The organism is Roseovarius atlanticus (genome assembly GCF_001441615.1).
Taxonomy (GTDB): domain Bacteria; phylum Pseudomonadota; class Alphaproteobacteria; order Rhodobacterales; family Rhodobacteraceae; genus Roseovarius; species Roseovarius atlanticus.
Genome location: NZ_LAXJ01000012.1, coordinates 1 through 21932 on the forward strand (window position 1 = coordinate 1; position 21932 = coordinate 21932).

General features: G+C 62.7%; 19 protein-coding genes and 1 tRNA gene. 12 read left to right on the top strand and 8 right to left on the bottom strand.

Features of this window, described 5'->3' with window-relative positions; translation table 11 throughout:
• Both XM53_RS12500 and XM53_RS12505 read right to left on the bottom strand, forming a co-directional pair.
• Positions 1-619 (bottom strand): ATP-binding cassette domain-containing protein (locus XM53_RS12500; RefSeq protein WP_236544487.1); only part of this gene is annotated, 619 nt, incomplete at its 3' end.
• Positions 620-644: 25 nt separating this feature from the next.
• The gene (locus XM53_RS12505; protein ID WP_408006065.1) at positions 645-1352 is read right to left on the bottom strand and encodes an ABC transporter permease; all 708 of its coding nucleotides are present in this window, start codon (positions 1350-1352) and stop codon (positions 645-647) included.
• Positions 1353-2327: 975 nt separating this feature from the next.
• Here XM53_RS12505 and XM53_RS12510 point away from each other — a divergent pair.
• Genes XM53_RS12510 through XM53_RS12535 form a run of 6 tightly spaced genes read left to right on the top strand, consistent with a single transcriptional unit; the run spans position 2328 to position 8363 of the window.
• Positions 2328-3542 carry an aromatic ring-hydroxylating oxygenase subunit alpha gene (locus tag XM53_RS12510; protein WP_057793816.1) on the top strand — a complete coding sequence of 405 codons (1215 nt, stop codon included), beginning with the start codon at positions 2328-2330 and terminating at the stop codon, positions 3540-3542.
• A gap of 34 nt (positions 3543-3576) precedes the next feature.
• The gene (locus tag XM53_RS12515) at positions 3577-4443 is read left to right on the top strand and encodes an ABC transporter permease (RefSeq protein WP_057793818.1); all 867 of its coding nucleotides are present in this window, start codon (positions 3577-3579) and stop codon (positions 4441-4443) included.
• Positions 4440-5255 carry an ABC transporter permease gene (locus XM53_RS12520; protein ID WP_057793820.1) on the top strand — a complete coding sequence of 272 codons (816 nt, stop codon included), beginning with the start codon at positions 4440-4442 and terminating at the stop codon, positions 5253-5255. Before XM53_RS12515 ends, XM53_RS12520 begins: the two co-directional genes overlap by 4 nt.
• 21 nt (positions 5256-5276) lie before the next feature.
• Complete coding sequence (locus XM53_RS12525; RefSeq protein WP_236544488.1) at positions 5277-6380, top strand: ABC transporter ATP-binding protein; 1104 nt, start codon at positions 5277-5279, stop codon at positions 6378-6380.
• Positions 6381-6384: 4 nt separating this feature from the next.
• On the top strand, positions 6385-7590 hold the full coding sequence (locus tag XM53_RS12530; protein WP_057793824.1) for an aromatic ring-hydroxylating oxygenase subunit alpha: 1206 nt from the start codon (positions 6385-6387) through the stop codon (positions 7588-7590).
• Positions 7587-8363 carry a methyltransferase domain-containing protein gene (locus tag XM53_RS12535; protein WP_057793826.1) on the top strand — a complete coding sequence of 259 codons (777 nt, stop codon included), beginning with the start codon at positions 7587-7589 and terminating at the stop codon, positions 8361-8363. Before XM53_RS12530 ends, XM53_RS12535 begins: the two co-directional genes overlap by 4 nt.
• 83 nt (positions 8364-8446) lie before the next feature.
• Here the strand turns inward: XM53_RS12535 and XM53_RS12540 are convergent, their stop codons facing one another.
• Complete coding sequence (locus XM53_RS12540) at positions 8447-9505, bottom strand: extracellular solute-binding protein (RefSeq protein ID WP_236544489.1); 1059 nt, start codon at positions 9503-9505, stop codon at positions 8447-8449.
• 151 nt (positions 9506-9656) lie between these two features.
• Positions 9657-11048, bottom strand: a complete 1392-nt coding sequence (locus XM53_RS12545; protein WP_082630992.1) for an aminotransferase — start codon at positions 11046-11048, stop codon at positions 9657-9659.
• A gap of 251 nt (positions 11049-11299) precedes the next feature.
• Here XM53_RS12545 and XM53_RS12550 point away from each other — a divergent pair, with 251 nt between their 5' ends.
• A complete protein-coding gene (locus tag XM53_RS12550; protein WP_160321390.1) occupies positions 11300-11944 on the top strand; it encodes a TetR family transcriptional regulator C-terminal domain-containing protein in 645 nt (214 codons plus the stop codon).
• Between the two features lie 669 nt (positions 11945-12613).
• On the opposite strand, the gene XM53_RS12555 is transcribed toward XM53_RS12550, so the two are convergent.
• Positions 12614-12699, bottom strand: a tRNA-Leu gene (locus XM53_RS12555).
• Between the two features lie 126 nt (positions 12700-12825).
• On the opposite strand from XM53_RS12555, the gene XM53_RS12560 reads away from it, so the two are divergent.
• Positions 12826-13440, top strand: coding sequence for an exopolysaccharide biosynthesis protein (locus tag XM53_RS12560; RefSeq protein WP_057793831.1), 615 nt, complete (start codon positions 12826-12828; stop codon positions 13438-13440).
• Positions 13441-13514: 74 nt separating this feature from the next.
• Positions 13515-13991, top strand: coding sequence for a disulfide bond formation protein B (locus tag XM53_RS12565; protein ID WP_057794063.1), 477 nt, complete (start codon positions 13515-13517; stop codon positions 13989-13991).
• Here the strand turns inward: XM53_RS12565 and XM53_RS12570 are convergent.
• Complete coding sequence (locus tag XM53_RS12570) at positions 13988-14416, bottom strand: Lrp/AsnC family transcriptional regulator (protein WP_057793833.1); 429 nt, start codon at positions 14414-14416, stop codon at positions 13988-13990. The two genes, XM53_RS12565 and XM53_RS12570, sit on opposite strands and share 4 nt — an antisense overlap.
• Positions 14417-14531: 115 nt before the next feature.
• Here XM53_RS12570 and rocF point away from each other — a divergent pair, with 115 nt between their 5' ends.
• The 3 genes from rocF to XM53_RS12585 all read left to right on the top strand — a co-directional run bounded on the left by rocF (position 14532) and on the right by XM53_RS12585 (position 17269).
• A complete protein-coding gene (rocF, locus tag XM53_RS12575) occupies positions 14532-15461 on the top strand; it encodes an arginase (protein WP_057793835.1) in 930 nt (309 codons plus the stop codon).
• Positions 15462-15478: 17 nt separating this feature from the next.
• Positions 15479-16531 carry an ornithine cyclodeaminase gene (locus XM53_RS12580; protein WP_057793837.1) on the top strand — a complete coding sequence of 351 codons (1053 nt, stop codon included), beginning with the start codon at positions 15479-15481 and terminating at the stop codon, positions 16529-16531.
• Between the two features lie 81 nt (positions 16532-16612).
• Positions 16613-17269: an FkbM family methyltransferase gene (locus XM53_RS12585; RefSeq protein ID WP_057793839.1), complete on the top strand. Its 657-nt coding sequence runs from the start codon at positions 16613-16615 to the stop codon at positions 17267-17269.
• 276 nt (positions 17270-17545) lie between these two features.
• Here XM53_RS12585 and XM53_RS12590 read toward each other — a convergent pair whose 3' ends face one another.
• Positions 17546-17968 (bottom strand): hypothetical protein, encoded by a 423-nt coding sequence (locus XM53_RS12590; protein ID WP_057793841.1) that lies wholly within the window; start codon positions 17966-17968, stop codon positions 17546-17548.
• 11 nt (positions 17969-17979) lie between these two features.
• On the bottom strand, positions 17980-21651 hold the full coding sequence (locus XM53_RS12595) for a vitamin B12-dependent ribonucleotide reductase (RefSeq protein ID WP_057793843.1): 3672 nt from the start codon (positions 21649-21651) through the stop codon (positions 17980-17982).
• Between the last annotated feature and the right edge of the window lie 281 nt (positions 21652-21932).

Genomic DNA, 21932 nt, shown 5'->3' on the forward strand with positions numbered 1-21932 from the left:
GGAACAGGATGTCGTCGGCCATGCGCCGCGCCTGCCCCATGTCGTGGGTCACGAAGACGATGCGCACGCCCCGCTGGCTGGCCTCGCGGACGATCTGCTCGATGGCCAGAACCGACGCCGGGTCGAGGCTGGCCGTGGGCTCGTCCAGGAACAGCACCTCGGGATCAACGGCCAGCGCGCGCGCCAGCGCCAGGCGCTGCGCCTCGCCCCCCGACAAGAGGCGTGCGGGCTGGCGGGCCTTGTGGGCCAGGCCAACGTGATCGAGAAGGGCCGCGGTCCGCGCGCGGTCCTTGCCGCGCGCTTTCAGCACGAAGTCGACATTCGCGGCCACCGAGCGGCGCAGCAGCACCGGCTTCTGGAACACCAGCGCCTGCCGGGCCGTGACCTCGCGCGGCCCTTGCCCGCGCCAGTCGATACGGCCCGAGCTCGGCGCGATCAGCCCGTGCAGCAGTTTCAGCAGCAGGCTCTTGCCTGCGCCATTGGGGCCCATGACCATGGTGCAGCCCGAGGGGCCGAGATCGAAACTGACGCCGTCCAGTACGGTCGACGTGCCAAAGCGCAAGCCAAGATCGCGCACCGCCAGCGGCAGGAGGGCCGCGGGCCGTGCGGACGGCGCCATGTCCCGGCTCAAGGGAAGCGCCGCATCAGACATAGGCTTGCCGCGCCGCTGTCATGCGCACCGATTGGACGGCGGCGTTGACGCCAAGCGCGATGACCAGAAGGATGAGGCCAAGTGCGAGTGCCAGCGCCAGGTCGCCCTTGGACGTCTCCAGCGCGATGGCGGTGGTCATGACCCGCGTCAGGTGGTCGATATTGCCGCCGACGATGATGACAGCGCCCACCTCGGCCACCGCACGGCCGAACCCGGCCAGCCCCACGGTCAGCAGCGAATAGCGCGCGTCCCACAAAAGCGCCTGCACGGTCTGCAGCTTCGTCAGGCAGAACGAGCGGAACTGCTCGGCATACTCGGAATGCAGGTCTTCCAGCACCTGCCGCGACAGGGCGGCCACGATGGGCGCGATCAGGATGGTCTGCGCGATGATCATCGCGGTGGGCGTGTATAGCAGGCCCAGAAACCCCAGGGGGCCCGAGCGCGACAGATGCAGGTAGACCAGCAGGCCCACGACCACGGGCGGCAGACCCATCAGCGCGTTCATCACGATCAGCACGGCATTGCGGCCGGCAAACCGACCCGTGGCCACCAGCGCCCCGATCGGCAGCCCGATCAGGCAGGCCAGCGCGGTGGCCGTCAGGCTGACCCGCAGCGACAGCAGCACGATCTCGATCAGATCCGCATCGCCCGATAGAACAAGGTCGAACGCAAGGCCGAAGGCGTCTCCCATGGACTGCAAAATTTCCCACCTTGCAAATCTTCCGTTGTTTGGCACCGTATGCGATTCAGCGAAGGATGTTCAAGTCTGACAATGAAAAACTGCGGGTGAGTTGAATAATTGAAAATCCGACTTGTCCAATCGCCCAGCGGATGACTGCAAAATTTCCCGATTGGAGAGCCCGACGGAGGCCTGGGCAGCGCAGAGACACGCCCTGTTGCCCGACTCATGAGAGTGACGGAGACCCGACCTCCGAGACGCATTGCCGACCGCCGCTGCCGCGCCCAAAGCCCGGCGACGCGCGTCGGTTGGGGCCGGACCGCGCGCCAAAGGCACGTGTTTTGCCGAAGTCGTTGTACCCAAGGCCGGACTCGAACCGGCACGGTATCACTACCGGGGGATTTTGAAATTTCATGAAATTAAATGGCGACAACCTATTAGCAAAATTGACTCCCACAAAAACTGCGGCGTTGCCGATAAATATTGAAGTCCATAAATCCCGAGGAGCACCTTCACAATCGCGACGGGCGGTTGGGACACGGTTTGGTAAAGAGTCTTGGTGCTAAAAAATGAATGTTCAGACCAGCGATTGTGATGTCGCCCGGTCGAGACGACTGCATGTCATACCTTGAAGCACACATATCGGCTCTGAACTCTGCACCCTATTGGCGGTGGTCATATCTTTTTCGAAACAGAAATACAGGTATCCTGAGCACGGTCGCTACGTCGTGTAAGTGACAGCACGCAAAATCGTTTCTCGACTTGCCATGACTTGTTCGGTGATATCAGCCGACACTTAGTGCAAGGAACCGCGCCTACTTCAAAAGGTTTAATGACTGCCGCCATACAGATTACATTCTGAAACCGTGAAGGTTGGCGTCTCAGCGGCGGCACAATCCGCACCAAACCGTTCCGGGTTTTAAATCGAAATAATTTATTTGAGCGCTCAATAAAAATTGCTAGAGTGCCGGCAAGCCACTCAACCCGGAGTTTGCCATGACGCCCCCAGCCACACAGGCCATAGACCTGCCCAACGACCACGACCGCAAGGGACTGCCCGCCTGGAGTTACTTCAACACCGAGATGCTGGAGATGGAAAAGGACCTGCTGTTCCGCTCGCACTGGCAGCTTGTCTGCCATGCCAACGATCTGCCGGAGGTCGGCGATTTCGTCACGCTGGACTGCGTGGGCGAACGCGCGCTGGTGATCCGGGGCAAGGACGGCGAATTGCGGGCCTTTCACAACCTGTGCCGGCATCGCGGGTCGCGCGTGGTGGCCGGGGAACAGGGCAATTGCAAGAATGCGATCATCTGCCCCTTTCACGGCTGGGTCTACAACCTTGACGGCACGCTGCGCGGGGCGGCGCAGCCCGACACCCTGCCCGAGCTGGACCCCGTCGCCTTTGGGCTGAAGGCGATCGAGCTGGACCTGTGGAGGGGGTTCGTCTTCGTGCGGTTCCGGCCCGGCCCGCAGCCCGCGATGTCCGAGGTGCTGTCGCGGTTCGATGCCGAGATTGACCAGTACGACCTTGAAGGTCTCATGCCTTCGGGCGAAGGTTTTTATGCCGACGTGGCCGAGGTGAACTGGAAGTGCATCCGCGATGTGGACAACGAGGGCTATCACGTGCCCATGGCGCATCCGGGCCTACAGGACTTGTTCGGGTCCAACTATTACGACGAAGATTTCGAGGATGGCGCCTCGCGCTCCTATTCCGAGTTCCGCGAGGCCAATCACCGCCTGTGGAGCGTGCGGGCCTATACGTCCATTCTGCAAGCGCCACCCAAGCTGGACGAGAGCCATGCCAAAGCCTGGCTTTATATCGGCATCTTCCCGAATTGCGTGCTTGGCATTTACCCCGATTGTGTCAAATTCTACCAGGAATTCCCGGTGGAGTATGGCAAGACCATGCAGCGCGGAACGACGTACAGGCTGGGCACCGAAGACCGCCGGATGCGGCTGTCGCGCTATCTCAGCAGCCGGATCGACAGGCTGACCTCGGAAGAGGACGAGGAACTGGTGCGCTGGTCCTGGGAAGCGGCGTTTTCCAGCGGCTATGACGGCGTGATCCTCTCGGACCTGGAAAACACCGTGCGCAGCTATCACGACTGCCTGCGCGAGCTGTTCCCGGTGCTGAACGAGGACGAGCCGCCGAAAGGCACGGTGGCCGCGCGCAACGCAGAACTGCTGGCCCGAAAGGTCGCGGCCGAATGAGTACCAAGCCCGCCTCCGGCGGAGGCGCATCCTGATGGCATGGCGCTTTGACCGGGAGGCGGGACAGGGCCTCAAGCTGATCAGCCCGACATTCGGCTATGTGCTGGTGATGCTGGCCGCGCCGCTGTTGATGGTGATCACCTTCAGCTTCTGGACGCAGGATTACCTGACGATCGACACGACGCTGACGCTGGACAATTACCGCGAGGCGTGGACCCAGCCGCTGTATCAGGTGCTGATGTGGAGGTCGTTGAAGATTTCGTTGATCGTGACGGTGGTGACGGTGCTGCTGGCCTTCCCGATCGCCTATTACCTGTCGTTTCACGTCAAAAAGCGCAAGGCGCTGTGGCTGTTCCTGATCACGGTGCCGTTCTGGACAAGCTATCTGCTGCGGGTGTTCCTGTGGAAGGTGATCCTGGGCTATAACGGCGTCTTCAACACGACGCTGATGGGCTTGGGGTTCATCGAGGAACCGCTGACCTTTATCCTTTACAACCTGAACGCCGTTGTCATCACGTTGGCCCACGCCTGGGCGCCTTTCGCGATCCTGCCCATTTTCGTGGCGCTGGAAAAGATCGACCGGTCCCTGCTGGAGGCGGCGACCGACCTTGGCGACAGCCCAATGCGGCGTTTTTTCCGTATCACGCTGCCGCTGGCGATGCCGGGCATCGTCGCATCCACGCTGATCGTGCTGATCCCGACAGTAGGCGATTTCATCACGCCGCGGCTGGTGGGCGGCACCGACGGGCTGATGATCTCGAACATGATCCAGATCCAGTTCGGCAAGGCCAACAATGCGCCGCTGGGGGCCGCTCTGGCCGTCTCGGCGATGGTGGTGATCGGGCTGATCAGCGCCGGAATTTTCTTTGCCGGCAAAAAACTCGGAGGACGCGTGCGATGAAATGGCTCTCGGTCAAGTGGCTGACGATCTATGCCGTGGTCTACATGATCTTCCTCTATGCGCCGGTCATCCTGCTGCCGCTCTTTGCCTTCAACACATCGACCATCATCGCCTTCCCGCTTTCAGGCTTCACCACCGAATGGTTCGTGGGGCTATGGCACACCGACACGCTGCACACCGCGCTGGGCAATTCGATGATCGTGGGGCTGACCACGGCGGTGCTGAGCACGCTTCTGGGCGCCTTTGCGGCCCGCGCCTCGGCCCGGTTCACGTTCCCCGGCAAGACCGGGATCGTCGGGCTGATCATGCTGCCGCTGGTGCTGCCCGAGATCATCGTGGCGGTGGCGCTCTTGGTGATGCTGAACCAACTGGGGATGCCGCTGTCGCTGTGGACGGTTGTGGCGGGGCATGTGCTGATCTGCACGCCCTTTTCCATCGCCATCCTAAGCTCGGCCTTCCGCGGGCTGGACCGCGAGCTGGAGGAAGCCTCGTTCGACCTGGGCGAGTCGCGCTGGGGCACGTTCCGGCGCGTGACGCTGCCGTTGGTGCTGCCCGGCGTGATATCGAGCCTGCTGATCACCTTCACCATCAGCCTCGACGAGTTCATCATCGCCTTCTTCCTGACCGGGACGGACGTGACCCTGCCGGTTTATATCTGGAGCCAGCTGCGCTTTCCGGCCAAGCTGCCGTCGGTCATGGCGCTGGGGACGATCCTGCTGGCCGTCTCGGTCCTGCTGCTGATCGCCGCCGAGGCACTGCGCCGGCGCAGTGCCAGCCGGCAGGGCGTCGAGACCACGCTGGCCGGGGTTTGAACCATGAGCGGAAAGAGTGACATGCAAGACGACAAGACGCCGATGATCGCGATCCGCGATGTGGTCAAGAAATTCGGCAGCTTCACGGCGCTGCACGGCATCACGGCAGATATCCGCGAGGGCGAGTTCTTTTCCCTGCTGGGTCCGTCGGGGTGCGGCAAGACGACCCTGTTGCGCACGATTGCGGGGTTCGAGCCCACGACCAGCGGCACCATCGCCATCGACGGCAAGAACATGGCGGACATCCCGGCCAACGACCGCCCTACCAACATGGTCTTTCAAAGTTACGCGATTTTCCCCCACCTGAACGTGGAGGAAAACGTGGGCTATGGCCTGAAGACCCGGAAGATGCCGAAAAAGGACATCGCCCGCGAGGTGGCCGAAGTTTTGTCGCTCGTGGACATGGAGGGCTATGGCAAGCGCAAGGCGCATGAGCTGTCGGGTGGTCAGCGTCAACGCGTGGCGTTGGCGCGCGCGCTGGTGATGAAACCCAAGGTGATCCTGCTGGACGAGCCGCTGTCGGCGCTGGACAAGAAGCTGCGCGACCAGATGCAGGTGGAGCTGCGCAGCCTTCAGCGCTCGATCGGGATCACCTTCATCCTGGTCACCCACGACCAGGAGGAGGCGCTGATCATGTCCGACCGGATCGCGGTGATGTTCGAGGGGCAGATCGAACAGCTTGATACGCCCGAGGGCCTGTACCGGCGCCCGGTCAACAAGCGGGTCGCGTCCTTTATCGGGGTAATGAATTTCCTGTCCGCCAAGGTGACGGAACAGACCGACACGCACCTGACGCTGGACATGGACGCCCTGGGCAAGATCGACCTGCCGCGCGACAGGCTGGGCGAAGATATTACCCCCGAAAGCATCGGCACTGTCGGCGTGCGGCCCGAGATGCTGACGGTGCTCTTCGACCAGAGCGACTGGTCGCAGAACAAGGTCGAGGGCGAGGTGGTCGACACCGAGTATTACGGTGACATGACCTATTACAAGGTGCGCCTGCCCGGCCGGGACGCGCCGCTGAGCATCTCGATGCGCAACACGGCGGGCCGGTCGGTGGTGCCGCCCGGCAGCCCGGTCACGGTTGGCTGGGGCGCGGAATCGATTGTCGTCTTCGGGGATTGATCCGATGCATGTCACCGACCTGATCGACGCCCAGCAGGACGGCCACGCGATGGCGCAGGCGTTCTATACCTCGCCTGCCGTGTTCGAGGCGGACCGCCGCGCGATATTTGGGCGAGAGTGGATGCTGGCGGGGCATGTCTCGGAGATACCGGACCCCGGCGACTACCTCGTGTTCGATATCCTCAAGGACAGCGTGATCGTCTGCCGCGACCACGACGGCGACGTCCGGGCCTTTGCCAATGTCTGCCGGCACCGAGGCTCTCGCCTGTGCATCGAGGCGCGGGGGAACGTGCGACGGCTGACCTGCCCCTATCACGCGTGGGTGTTCAACCTGGACGGCAGCCTGTTCAGCGCGCGGATGCTGGAAGAGCATCACGACAGGAGCGCGCTGGGACTTTTTCCTGTCGCAGTCGAGATCCTTGAAGGTCTGATCTACGTCTCGCTGGCCGACGATCCACCGGATTTCGCACCGATGCGAACGCACCTGACGCCCTGCCTGGCACCATTCGACCTGGCAAACACCAAGGTCGCGCACCGCGAGATCTATCCGGTTGCCGCCAACTGGAAGCTGCTCCTGGAGAATTACAACGAGTGTTACCATTGCACTCCGGCGCATCCGGAATTCTCGCGCAGCCATGCCACCCACATGTCGGACGAGCGCGTCACACCGTTGAACGAGGCGATGGCGGCCCGGTCGGCCGCCTGCAACGTTCCCACCGATTTCATCGACCGGGTCGGAAAGCACGCGCCTGCGCCCGGGGCGGATTATGCCTATAACCGCTATGCCCTCTACGACGGGTTCCTGACCGGAAGCGAGGACGGCGCGCCGCTGGCGCCCTTGCTGGGGCAGATCACGGGCCATGACGGCGGCGCGTCTGATGTCTACGTGGGCTTACTCAATCCAATGCTGCTGTATTGCGATCACGCGGTGCTGTATCGGTTTCTGCCTGTCGACACGGACACCTGCGCGCAAGAGATCATCTGGCTGGTCCATGCCGATGCGCAGGAAGGGCGGGACTATGAGTTGGGTCGCCTGACATGGCTGTGGGACGTGACCACGAAAGCCGACAAGCGCATCGTCGAGGACAACGCGCGTGGCGTCGCGTCACGGCATTACATGCCCGGCCCGCTGGTCCCGATGGAGTGTTACGTCGCCCGCTTCATCGACGCCTACCAAACCACCTTGAGACAACACGAGGCCCTGACATGACCGACCTGAACTATGATGACCGACACATCGCGCTGCTCGAGTCGTTGTGGGGCGAGGGATATCTGTCCCCCGGCGGCCCGGAAGAAGTGGCGCGCGTGGTCGAGCATGCGCCGGTCGCGGGCGCCAGGATGCTGGATATCGGCAGCGGGTCCGGTGCCATCACCATCTCCCTTGTTCGCGACCACGGTGCCGCGCATGTCACCGGCATCGACGTCGAAGCGCCCGTTTGCGCGGCGGCGCGACGGCGGGTCGAGTCGGCGGGGCTGAGCGACCGGATCGCGATAGAGCTGGTAGAACCCGGCCCCCTGCCCTTTGACGACGCGACGTTCGACGTGGTGTTTTCCAAGGATTCGATCATCCACATTCCGGACAAGGAGGCGCTGGCCGCCGATGTCTTTCGCATCCTCAAGCCCGGCGGCTGGTTCGCCGCCTCCGACTGGATGATGTCGCATGACGACGCGCCCTCGCCCGAGATGGCGGCGTATATCGCGATGGAGGATCTCGATTTCGAAATGGCCTCTCCGGCGCGGTACGAAAAGGCGCTGGCGGACGCGGGGTTTCGGAACATTGCCTTGACCAACCGCAACGCGTGGTACCTGGCGCTGGCCCGGGAGGAACTTGCCAGTTTTTCCGGCGCAAAGCGGTCCGACTGGGAACAGGCGCATGGCGCGGACCTGATCGCGTCCTCCATCGAGACGTGGAGCGCGATGATCACGGTTCTGGAAACCGGCGAGCATTGCCCGCATCACCTGCTGGCGCAGAAGCCCGGCTGACCCTTACGCCTTGAGCCCCAAAGAAACGAAAACCGCCGCACCCGGTAGGCTGCGGCGGTGTCTTTTTCGCATATGGCTCAGGTTCAGAACCCGGCCTTGATGTTCTCGAATTCCGCGATCATCTTCTCGCGCATTTCCGATCCCGGAGGCGCCTGCCACAGGGTGTTTTCACGCAAGGACTCGTTGCTGTCCAGCCCGACCGATTTCAGCATCTCCTGATCCATCTCCGCCATCTGCGCGGCGTTGGAGTGGCCGTAGCCCCAGGCGTTGACGATGTAATCGGCCGTCTTCGGCTCCAGCCATGCGTTGATGAAGTCGTAGAATTTGTCGTCGGACCCTTCACCATCCTTCAGCTTGACGTAGCCGCAGACCCAGCTTGACGCGCCTTCCTCGGTGTCGCGTTTCATCGCGATTGGATGGCCCTCGCCGCTCATGGTGGCCGAGGTTTCGTTCCAGGCCCAGGCCAATTCGACTTGGCCCGACTGCATAAGCTGCGCCAACGACGACGAACTGTCCCAGTAGGACAGCACGTTCTGGTGCACCTTTCGCAGGAAGTCGGAGGCGTTCTGGAAATCCTCGTCGGTGGCGGTGGTCCAGTCCTGCACGCCCGTGGCCAGGAAACCGAGCGCATAGGCGTCATCCACGCTGTCGCCAATCGACACCTTGCCCATCATCGACGGGTCGGCGAAGATCTGCAGCGAACTGACCTGCTCTTCGGTCAGCTTGTCGGTGTTGTAGGTCAGCGCCGTGTTTCCCCAGTCCATCGGGACGAAATAATATTCACCGTCCTTCTTGTAGGCTTCGATCTCGCGGAATTCCTCGTTGAGGTCATCCCAGCGGTCGATGCGGGAGGTATCCAGCGGCTCCAGCAGGCCGGCCTCCATCCATTTCGGCACGGACTGCGAACAGGGGTGCGCGGCGTCGGCCTTGAAGCCCGAGCGCAGTTTCTGGAACGCTTCTTCCTCGTCGCCGAAAAACGCAAAGGTCGGCGGTGCGCCGTGTTCCTCGGTATAGGCGGTGTAGAACTCGGGATCCTCGTACCCGGCCCAGTCGAAAACGGTCAGTTCGGAATCCTGCGCCATGGCTGTCGTGGTCATCAGCGCGGCGGCGCCTGCGAGCGCGGCTATCTTCAGTCGTGACATGATCATCCATTTCTCCCTGTTTCTTATTGTACCGGCCCGTCCGGCACGGATGCGGCGGGCTTCTGGCTGCAAAGGCTACGGGGGAAAGGAGACCGATACAAGATTTATTTGAGCGCTCAAATAATATGCGTCTCGACCAGCGCGCAACGCGTCAGTCCGAGGCCATCTGCGCGGTCACCTCTTCCAACGCGTCCTCCAACAGGACGAACATCTCGTCCACTTGGGCCTCGGTGATGATCAGCGGCGGCGAGAAAACCGCCATGTTGATCAGCGGTCGCACCAGCAATCCGCGCTTGTCGCAGGCCTCGTCCAGCAACGCGCCCAGCTTGCGCTCGGCCGCCAGCGACGTGCCGGGCGTGTCGGGCCGGCCCTCGATACAGCCCAGAAGGCCCATGCCGCGCAGGTCACCGACGATGGGAAACTTTTCCAGCGCATGCAGGCGGGACTGGAAATGCGGGGTGATCGCGCGCGTATGTTCGAGGATGCGTTCCTCTTCCATGATCTCGATATTCTTCAGCGCCGCGACACAGCAGACCGGATGCGCCGAATAGGTGTAACCGTTCGAGAACAGGACATTTTCGTCCGGCCCGGTCATCCGCTCCATCACGCTGTCCGAGATGATGCAGGCCCCGAGCGGCAGGTAACCTGATGTCAGCCCCTTTGCGCAGGTTATAATGTCGGGCACGATCCCGAACACGTCCTCGGACGCAAACCAGTGGCCCAGCCGCCCGAAGGCGGTGACGACCTCGTCCGAGATATAAAGGATGTCGTGCTTGCGGCAGATCTCCAGCGTGCGCTTGTGATAGCCCTCGGGCGGGATGATGACACCGCCGGAACACAGGATCGGCTCGGCGATGAAGGCGCCGATCTTGTCGGGGCCGACCTCGGCAATCATGTCTTCGAGGTCCGCGACCTTGGCATCGCACCAGTCCTCGACGCTCATGCCGTCGGGGCGTTTATAGGGGTTCACGTCGGGCAAAAACCGCACGAGGCGCTTTTCCACGTCAAAGCGGCTCTTGTCGCGTTCCTTGCCGGTGACGGTGGACGCGAGATAGGTCGAGCCGTGATAGCCCTTTTCCCGGGCGATGACGATCTTCTTGTCGGGCCGCCCAAGGGCATTGTTCATGAAATGCATCGTGCGCAGCGCGGTGTCGACGGCGGTCGAACCGCCGGTGGTGAAGAAGACGTTGTTCAGGTCACCGGGCGCCAGATCGGCGATTTTCTTGGCGAGGATCGTCGAGGGATCGGTTGTCGTGGTCCAGGGCGAGGTATAGGGCAGCCGTATCACCTGTTCGGCGATCGCCGCCGCCATGTCCTTGCGGCCATACCCGATATTGACGCACCACATGCCGCCCGGCCCGTCGATGTAGCGCTTGCCGTCGGCATCCCACAGATAGATGCCCTCGGCGCTTTCGATCGGGTGATAGTCGCTCTCCTGCCAGGCATCCATGGCCGCCCAGGGGTGGATCTGGTGGTTGCGGTCCCATTCGTTCAGAAGGTCCGGCGAGGTGCCGTTGGTCATGGTGCGGGGAAGCGTTGTCATGTCGTACTTTCCTTGGTCATCAGAACGCTCCCGGGCGATGTCGCGCGGACGCGGTCAGGCCGTTCTGGCCCGCAACGGCGAGGATCGCGTCGTCTGTGTCCGCGGTCATGCGCCGTCTCCTGGATATCGCATCAGTCTTAGCCGAGGCCCGAATTCCCGTAAAGTTTTTTTGAGCGCTCAAATAAAAAATTTAGAATGACAATGCGGTGCTGGTATGGAAAAAACGGCAGCACCCTGCGGAGGAACGGTATTTGACTGAAGACACGATCAAAAGCTCTGCCAAGCCTCGCAAGGAGCGCAAGGCAAACGCCGACAAGCGCCGGCGCCAGTTGCTGGAGGCGACTCGGCGCTCGATAATCGAGCATGGGCTGGCCAAGACGACGCTGGCCACCGTCGCAGCGCAAGCCGGCCTGTCGCAAGGCGTTGCGGTCTTTTACTTCAAGTCCAAGAACGGTTTGCTGGTGGAAACGCTGCGCGCCCACTACGAGTTTTATAATGATACCTGGCGCGCGGCGCTTGATCGTGCGGGCCCTGACCCCAGACAGCGTTTGATGGCGCTGATCGAGGCGGATTTCTCGCCCGAGGTCTGCTCGCCGGAATCGCTTTCGCTTTGGTTCGCGTTCTGGGGTGAGCAGACCTTCGTGCCACAATATGCCGAAATCTGCCAAGAGTTCGACCGCGACAGGGTCGCAGCGATACGTCAAGTCTGCGGTGAACTGATGACCGGTGCGCAGGAGGAGGAGGTCAATCACGTGGCGCAGTGGATCGACACGCTGACCGACGGGTTCTGGCAGAACCTGCACCTACAACCAGCACGCATGACACCTGCGGACTGTCTGACATCCACCCGCGCGATGATCGACGCGTTGCTGAGTTCGGATGTTTTCCGAGCCTGATCGTACGTCCCTCCCCCTTTCAAACGCCCGGGTGTGGGTGCGCCCAAGTTTTTTTGCGGTACGCAAATTTTTTCGTATTGTGGAAGGCCGTGAGTCAGATTTTTCTTTATATCATTTAAGTCTTTTGCGGTGCTTGGTTTTCGGCAGTCCTTTGGGGCGTGGCTGCTCTTGCCCTGATGCGCTCTGGCGACTTGGTTTCGGTTCTTAATTCTCGATGGCCAAATTCTGCCATAGCCCATGACTTGTTGGTCAAGTCCGAAGTGAGCCTGCCCATCTGAATCGGTCCATCGTTATGTTCAGGAACGGAAGGCAGAGAATGACGAACAAGCGACACAGGCCCGAGTAAGTAGTTAAAAAGTCGCGGCAGGTTGACGTTCTTGTCGGCCAGGGGATGCCGCGTGTGGATGCGATCTGCGAGGTGCACATGCACACTCCATGGTCTCCGCAAGCGCGCGTGCGTTGAACTCGCGGAAGCCAATTGCTCAGACGCCGAAATCCAAGCTGCAACAGGTCAGAGCGCCGAAGCGGTAGCATACTACCGCAAATAAGGCGGACCGGAGAGCATTGCCGCGAACCGCACAGAAGCGGCGCTTCAAGGCATGATGTGGGAGTCACGCAATGCCGGAAGGCAAGCGCGTCATCGCTCAGAAGGCAAGCCCTTGAATTCTTTGGTACCCAAGGCCGGACTCGAACCGGCACGGTATCACTACCGGGGGATTTTGAATCCCCTGCGTCTACCATTCCGCCACTTGGGCACGGACCCAACCTCTACCCAACTCGCCGCCCGAGGACAATAGCAGAACTGGCGCTGGTGTCGGGCGGTGCGATTTGCTACCCGGATGCGGAAGATCCCTCGCGATCCGTTGACCAAGGACCCACGCATGACCGCCACACTGCCGGAAGATGTTGCGATATCGGACCGGCTTGACCAGCTGGCGGCCCGCGCCGGGGGGGCGCAGGTGACGCTGGGCTGGATCCTGGAGCAGCTGCACGAACGCGCCTTCGGTCTGTTCCTGCTGATCCTTGCCCTGCCCTGTTGCATCCCGTTCCTTTACGGCGTGCCGCAGATCGTCGCCCTGCCGCTGATGTTCGTCGCGGTCCAGATCGTCATGGGGCGGCGGGTGCCGTGGCTGCCCGCCCGCCTGGCCGCGCGCCGAGTCGAGACCGAGAGCCTGCGCCGTTTGTCGGACCGCGCGGGCCCCTGGCTGCGCCGGATCGAGGCGGTCAGCAAACCGCGCCTGGCGGTGCTGACACGCAAGCCGCTGGATCAGATCGTCGGTCTGGCGCTGGTTCTGTTCAGCGCCTCGATCCTGGTGCCCCTGCCCGCGACCAACACCGTGCCGGGCTTTGCCGTGGTGGTGGTGGCGATGGGGCTGTTGCAGCGCGACGGCATCCTGGTGCTTGTGGGCGCCGTGCTGGGCACCGCATGGATCGCCACGCTGATCTTCGCCGGGGCGACGCTTGTCAGCCTGATCAGGGGATGGCTTGGGCTGTGACACGGAAATTTGATCCCTTGCGCCGCCCCGCGCAGCCGGTCTAATTCCCCCGTTCCCAATTGTTCGAGGCCGACGTGACCCGTACTTCCTTTGTGATCCTCGCCGCCGGCGGTTCGCTGGCCCTGCTGTTGGGGGCCTGGGCGTTCCAGCACCTGGGCGGGCTGGCGCCGTGCAAGATGTGCATCTGGCAACGCTGGCCGCATGGCGTGGCGATTGCCGTGGGCGCGCTCATCCTGCTGGTGCCGCTGGGCGTCGGGTTGGCGCGACTGCTGATCGGCGTGGGCCTGCTGGCGGCGCTGACCACGGCCGCGATCGGAGGCTATCACACGGGCGTCGAGCGGGGCTGGTGGGAAGGGCCTTCGTCCTGTTCGTCCGGCAGCACCTCGGGCATGAGCACGGACGAACTGATGGACCAGATCATGTCCGCGCCGCTGGTGCGCTGTGACGAGGTGGCGTGGCAGATGCTGGGCCTGTCGATGGCCAGCTGGAACATGCTGGCCTCGCTTCTGCTAGCGGTGTTCTGGGTGATGGCACTGCGCCGGACGGCCTAACCCGCCTGTTTCTTGGTGCTCAGCAATAGGCTCGTCTCGGACGTGGCCACGCCCTCGAACCGGCGGATCTCGGCCAGAACGGCGTCCAGCTCCTCCAGCGTTTCGGCCCCGATCTCGACAATCAGGTCCCAGCGGCCATTTGTGCTGTGCAGGGCGCGCACGGCGCTCAGTCCGCGCAGGCGACGCTCGACCCGCTCGGTGCCGCGCCCCTCGATCCCCAGCATCATCAGGCCGCGCACGGGATCGCGGATCGTGTCCTCCTTGACCACCACGGTGAAGCCCACGATCTTGCCCGAGGCCTTCAGCCGGTCGATCCGCGACCGCACCGTGGTGCGCGACACGCCCAAGGACATGGCCAGTTCCGACAGCGACGCGCGGGCGTCATGGCGCAGCGCCGACAGCAGTTTCTGATCCACCGCATCCATTTCGCAGACCCAAGCCTCCGTTTTGCCGATTTTGGTTTCGTTCTGGTCAAAATACCTGCTTCATTCCGATCAATTTCGCAACAACATTCTGCACAACAGGAAAGGAGCCTCTGACATGACCCCGTCGAACTGCATTCTGATCGGTGCCCCCGTGGACAGCGGCAAGGCGCGCCGCGGCTGCCTGATGGGCTCGGACGCGCTGCGCGTCGCGGGGATCGAGAAATCTTTGTCTTCGCTGGGCCACAGCGTCGAGGATTGGGGCAACCTGACCCCTGCCCCGGCCACCGCGCCCGCCTCCCTGCCCGGCCACCTTGTGCAGCCGGCCGAGACCATCGGCTGGACCGAGAGCATTGCCGCCTCCGCCGAGAAGGCGATGCAGAGCGGCCTGCCGATATTCCTGGGCGGCGATCATGCGCTGTCATTGGGCAGCGTGATCGGCGTGGCCAATCATGCGGCCCGCGTGGAGCGCCCGCAATTCGTGCTGTGGCTGGATGCGCATACCGATTTCCACACGCCGCAGAGCACCGAATCCGGCAACCTGCACGGCACGCCATTGGGCTATGCCACGGGGCGCGACGGTTTCGACGGGTTCCCCGAAGTGAAAAACCCGGTGCACTATGAGAACATCTGTTTCCTCGGCCTGCGGTCGGTCGACCCGGACGAGCGCGAATTCCTGCAATCCACCCCCGCGCATCGCCACGACATGCGCAGCATCGACGAACAGGGCATCGCGCGGCCCCTTGCCGCCTTCCTCGACACGGTCGCGGCGGCAAACGGGATGCTGCACGTGTCTTTCGATGTTGATTTCCTCGACCCCGGCATCGCGCCCGCCGTGGGCACCACCGTGCCGGGCGGCGCCACCATCCGCGAGGCGCATCTGGTGATGGAGATGATCTGCGACAGCGGCCTCATGACCTCGCTCGATCTGGTCGAACTCAACCCCTTCCTCGACGAGCGCGGCCGCACGGCGCAGGTGATGGTGGAACTGACCGCCTCGGCGCTTGGCCGCCGCATCTTCGACCGCCCTACCCGCGCCTTCGCATGATTTCAAAGGAGCCTGACATGCCCATCCTCGCCCCCTCCGACAAGGCGCTCGTGCCGTTCGTGTCCGTCGAGAACATGATGCGCCTCGTGCACCGGATCGGCATCGAGAAGATGCTGACCGGGCTGGCCGACTACATCGCCGCCGATTTCGCGCGGTGGGAACTGTTCGACAAGACGCCCCGTGTGGCCAGCCATTCCGACGTCGGCGTGATCGAGCTGATGCCCACTTCGGACGGCGAGGCCTATGGCTTCAAATACGTCAACGGCCACCCCAAGAACACCAAGGACGGCTTGCAGACCGTGACCGCCTTTGGCCTGCTGGCGGATGTGGATACAGGCTATCCGGTTCTGCTGACCGAGATGACGGTGCTGACCGCGCTGCGCACGGCGGCGACCTCGGCGCTGGTGGCCAAGCATCTGGCCCCCAAGGGGGCCGACACCATGGCGATGATCGGCAACGGCGCGCAGTCGGAATTCCAGAGCCTTGCGATGAAGGCCGTTCTTGGCCTCAAAACCGTGCGCCTGTGGGACATCGACAAGGCCGCAACGCGCAAGGCCGCGCGCAACCTCAAGGGCCTTGGCCTGAACGTGGTGGAATGCGACAGCGCCGAGGAAAGCATGGAAGGCGCGCAGATCATCACCACCTGCACGGCGGACAAGCAATATGCCACGATCCTGACCGACAACATGATCGGCGAAGGGGTGCATATCAACGCCATCGGCGGCGACTGCCCCGGCAAGACCGAGCTTGCGCCCGCAATCCTGACCCGGTCGGACATTTTCGTGGAATATCCCGAACAGACCCGGATCGAAGGCGAGATCCAGCAGATGGAGCCCGACCACCCGGTCACCGAGTTCTGGCAGGTCCTGACCGGGGCCGCGCCGGGGCGCACCAGTGACCGCCAGATCACGCTCTTCGACAGCGTCGGCTTCGCCATCGAGGATTTCAGCGCGCTGCGCTATATCCGCGATCACATCCCGGGCACGGATTGTTTCCTCGATCTCGACCTTCTGGCCGACCCGGACGACCCGCGCGACCTTTTCGGCATGGTGCAACGCGCGACGCCCTGACGCCCGGGACCGATCCGCTCTCGCCTTGGGCGGCGAACTTGGCTATGACGCCGCCCGAACCCCAAGCGAAAGAGCGTGACGATGGCTTCATTCAAACGATGGCTCGACCGGCGGCGCAACCCGTGGAAGGGCGTGTTCTACGATGCCTTCCGCACGTGGCGGCGGCAGAACGGCCAGGCGCGGCTTGTCCAGTACCAGGATCTTGGGCCCGGCGACGTGGTGTTCGACGTGGGCGCCTACAAGGGCGAATGGACCGACACCGTGCTGGGCCAGCAGCCCGCCGCACAGATGCACCTGTTCGAGCCGCACCCAGGCTTTGCCAAGGCGCTGGAGCAGAAATTCGTGGGCCGCGACCACGTGCATGTGCACGAGCTGGCCATCGGCTCGACGACCGGCACGATGGAGCTTTCGGATGCGGGCGACGCGTCGTCCTCGGTGGCCGATCATGGCCGCGCCTTCGAGGCCAAGACCATGTCTGTGTCGGATTTCTTCGCCCATACGCCGGTGGACCGGATCGCGCTGATGAAGGTGAACATCGAGGGCGGCGAATACGACCTGCTGCCCGCGCTGATCGAGTCGGGCGACATCACCAAGATCGACCGCCTGCAAGTGCAGTTCCACCTGTTCGAGCCGGACATGAAGGCGATGCGCGACGATATCCGTGCCCGGCTGGAGGCGACGCACCACTGCGTCTGGTCCTATCCGTTCGTGTGGGAAGAATGGCAGCTACGCCCCTGAGGACACAAGAAAAACGGGGGGCACAAGGCCCCCCGGGTAAGTTTCGCCGCTCAGGCTCACTCTTTATGTACCGCCCGGTTTCTGCCTGCGGCCTGAGCTGCGTCAGGGGCGAGCGCACCCGCCCCGGATCAGGATGGGTCAGAGCGATAGTCTGCCCCCACCCTAGTCTTCAGACCTCGCGCGATGTCTCGCGCCTCTGGCCTGTCTCGTCGGGGCGGCCGGCCTAACGCCAAACCGGGACCGCCCCTGCACACCCCCCAGGGGATGTGTGTTTCGTCAGCTACCGTCAGTCCAGATGCTAAAAACCAATCGCGCCCAATCGACAAACTTTTGCTTTGCCAACCATTTGCCGAACTGAGATTGCTTCAGGACTTCTAACGCTTCTCGCTCGGTTTCAGCTTTCCGCATATCTTCCGCCACGGTTTCAAAACGAGAACGGAGTTCAGCGTCACTCAGTAGCAAATCTTTAAGGTCTTTAGACCCCACGCGAATATCACTTAGATTTACCTTCCCGATGTTCTGTCCGACAAAAGCTTGTCCGTCGCCAACATAGTCGAAACCCTGGACATCCGCCTCATTCATGTTCTTGAAGTCCAAACCTATTTTCGCGCCTGATATGCTTACGTTCTTAACTGTAGCACGGCCGATGCCGTCTAGTTGGATAGCTGATTCACAGTGTGGAGTTTTGTTTTTGCTCATTTGATCAGTCCTCAGCTACACCCGCTCGTCGCGCCGCAGGTGTTGCATTTCATACAAGTTCCATTGCGCACCAGCGTGTAGTTGCCGCATTCGCCGCAGGCCTCGCCTTCGTAGCCCTGCATCTTGGCCTTGGTGGCCGCGGTCATGCCCACCGTGCCCGAGGACACTGCCGTGGTGGTGGTTGCGGCGACCGATGCCTTGGTTTCCGGCACCAGCGTTTGCAGCGTGGTTTCAGGATCGCCGCTGTCCAGCGCCGTGGCGAGCGCCGCCCCGCCATTCAGCACCACCAGTTCCTGGGGCAGACGCTTGCGCAGGTAGCCGGTCGAGCTGATCTGCTTGAGCACTTCGAGGGACTTCGAGGCCGCTTCGCCCGACATCTCCTTGATGTTGCTCACGCCTTCCTCTTCGCCGCGGCCAAGGTCGTCAAACGACGCGCCTTCGGGTTTGACATGGGCGAGGTCCGTGCGGTCGAGGTAGCTGACCGCCAGTTCGCGGAAGATGTAGTCCAGGATCGACGTGGCGTTCTTGATGCTGTCATTGCCCTGCACCATGCCCGCCGGTTCGAACTTGGTGAAGGTGAAGGCGTCCACGAACTCCTCCAGCGGCACGCCGTATTGCAGGCCCACGCTGACGGCGATGGCGAAGTTGTTCATCATCGCCCGGAACCCGGCCCCTTCCTTGTGCATGTCGATGAAGATCTCGCCCAACGAGCCGTCGGCATATTCGCCCGTGCGCAGGTACACCTTGTGCCCGCCGACGACGGCCTTCTGGGTATAGCCCTTGCGGCGCTCCGGCATCTTCTCGCGGTGGCTGGCCTTGATGACCTCCTTCACGATCACCTTCTCGACGATCTTCTCGGCCAGCACGGCGGCCTTTTCCTGCGCCGAGCCGCTTTCGAGGATCTCGGCGGCCTCGTCGTCATCCTCGACCAGCGCGGCGGCCAGCGGCTGCGACAGTTTCGAGCCGTCGCGGTAGAGCGCGTTGGCCTTGACGCCCATCTGCCAGCTGCGCTCATACGCTTCCTGGCAATCCTCGATGGTGGCGTCGTTGGGCATGTTGATCGTCTTGGAGATCGCGCCCGAAATAAACGACTGCGCCGCCGCCATCATGTCGATGTGGGAGTTCACCGACAGGAAGCGTTTGCCCTTCTTGCCGCAGGGGTTGGCGCAGTCGAAGACCACGTAATGTTCTTCGCGCAGGTGCGGTGCGCCTTCCAGCGTCATCGTCCCGCAGACGTGGTCGTTGGCCGCCTCGATGTCCTTCCTGGAATAACCCAGCGAGGCCAGCAGGTCGAAGGTCGGGTCGTTCAGCTTTTCGGCCGGGATGCCCAGCACGTTGCGGCAGAACTCCTCGCCCAGCGTCCACTGGTTGAAGACGAAGCGGATGTCGAAGGCGCTGCCAAGCGCCGCGTCGATCTTGGCCAGCTCGTTGGCGCCAAAGCCGTGGCCCGCGAGCGTGGTGTGGTTGACGCCCGGCGCGTTGCCGATGGTGCCGTGGCCTACGGCGTAGGCGACGATTTCCTCGATCTCTGCGCTGCCATAGCCCAGCTTTTCAAGTGCTGCGGGAACCGACTGGTTGATGATCTTGAAGTAGCCGCCACCGGCCAGCTTCTTGAACTTCACCAGCGCAAAGTCGGGCTCGATGCCCGTGGTGTCGCAGTCCATCACCAGGCCGATGGTGCCGGTGGGCGCGATCACGGTCGACTGCGCGTTGCGGTAGCCGTGCTTTTCGCCCAGCTTCAGCGCCTCGTCCCAGCTGGCCATCGCCAGATCGGCCAGGCGGCTGTCGGGCACGTTGGCCAGGTCCAGCGGCACCGGTTTCACGGCCAGCTTCTCATAGCCTTCGGTCGCGCCATAGGCCGCGTTGCGGTGGTTGCGCATAACGCGAAGCATGTGCGCCTTGTTGCGCTTGTAGCCGGCGAACGGTCCCAGTTCCTTGGCCATCTCGGCCGAGGTGGCATAGGCCACTCCGGTCATGATCGCGGTCAGCGCACCGCAGAGCGCGCGGCCCTCGTCACTGTCATAGCCGAAGCCCATGTTCATCAAGAGCCCGCCGATATTGGCATACCCCAGGCCCAGCGTGCGGAACTCGTAGCTCAGCTGCGCGATTTCCTGGCTGGGGAACTGCGCCATGGTGACCGAGATTTCCAGCGTCACGGTCCAGAGGCGGGTGGCGTGAACATACGCTTCCGCATCGAACGTGGCGCCGTCGAAGAACTGCAGCAGGTTCATCGACGCCAGGTTGCAGGCCGTGTCGTCGAGGAACATGTATTCCGAGCACGGGTTCGAGCCGCGGATCGCGCCGTCTTCCGGGCAGGTGTGCCAGGCGTTGACGGTGTCGTGATACTGGATGCCCGGATCGGCACAGGCCCATGCGGCATGGCCCACCTTCTCCCACAGTTCACGCGCCGGGATTTCCTTGACCACCTTGCCGTCGGTGCGGTTGGTCAGCTGCCACATCGCGTCGTCCTTGACCGCCTTCAGGAAGGCATCCGTGACACGGATCGAGTTGTTAGAGTTCTGGCCCGATACGCTGGCGTAGGCTTCACTGTCCCAGTCGGTGTCGTAGGTCGGAAACTCGATGCTTTCGTAGCCCTGCTTGGCGTAGTCCAGCACGCGCTTGACATAGGTTTCCGGGATCGCCGATTTCTTGGCGCCGCGAATGGCCGCCTTCAGTTGCTCGTTCTTCGACGGGTCCACCGCATCCTCGGTGCTGCCGTCCCAGGCGCGGATCGCGCCGAAGATCTCGTTCAACTTCTGCTCGTGCATCTTCGAGCCGGCGACGATCGACGCCACCTTCTGTTCCTCGATAACCTTCCAGTTGATGAAATCCTCGATGTCGGGGTGGTCGACGTCGCAGATCACCATCTTGGCCGCCCGGCGCGTGGTGCCGCCCGACTTGATCGCGCCCGCCGCGCGGTCACCGATCTTCAGAAAGCCCATCAGGCCGCTGGACTTGCCGCCGCCCGACAGCGGCTCGTTGGCCGCACGCAGCGAGGAAAAGTTGGTGCCGGTGCCCGAGCCGTACTTGAACAGGCGGGCCTCGCGCACCCACAGATCCATGATGCCACCGTCGCCGACAAGGTCGTCCTTGACCGACTGGATGAAACACGCATGGGGCTGCGGGTGCTCATAGGCGCTGCTCGATTTTGTCAGTTCGCCCGTCTTGAAATCCACGTAGTAGTGGCCCTGGCCGGGGCCGTCGATGCCATAGGCCCAGTGCAGGCCGGTGTTGAACCATTGCGGGCTGTTGGGCGCCGCCATCTGCCGCGCCAGCATGTAGCGCATCTCGTCGAAATAGGCGCGGGCGTCTTCCTCGGTGGTGAAATAGCCACCTTTCCAGCCCCAGTAAGCCCAGGCGCCGGCCAGCCGGTCGAACACCTGCTTGGCGCTGGTTTCGCCGGTTTTCGGCGTGTCGTCGCTGGCGGGAACCGAGCGCCACAGGAACTCGGGCACGTCCTTTTCCTCGACCTTCTTCAGATCGGTGGGCACACCGGCCTTGCGAAAGTATTTCTGGGCGATCACGTCGCTGGCGACCTGGCTCCACTTGGCGGGCACCTCGACCTGATCCAGCTTGAAGACGGTGGTGCCGTCAGGGTTGCGGATTTCCGAACTCGTGGTGACGAAGTCCAGCTCCGCGTAAGCGTCCTGACCTGCCTTGGTAAACTTTCTTTCGATCTTCATTTTGGCTGCCCCATGATCCAGCGTTTTATGACCTGCACGACCCTTGGCCGCGACCCTCGCGTCTCAGTGGATCAGGAGGCAAAACCCATCCCCGCCGATGCGCCGCATCCGGTCGCACCTCGCCGTCCCGGCCGTGCCGGTGGAAGTCTGTGGTGTTCGTCCCTCTCCAGATCCGCGCCACTATATCTTGTGGCTTGCTGATCCGCCTGCACAACCTGACGTATCCGGCCCTCACCGGTCAACGAATTTTTTACCTTGATTGCCGAAAAATTTCCGAGCGT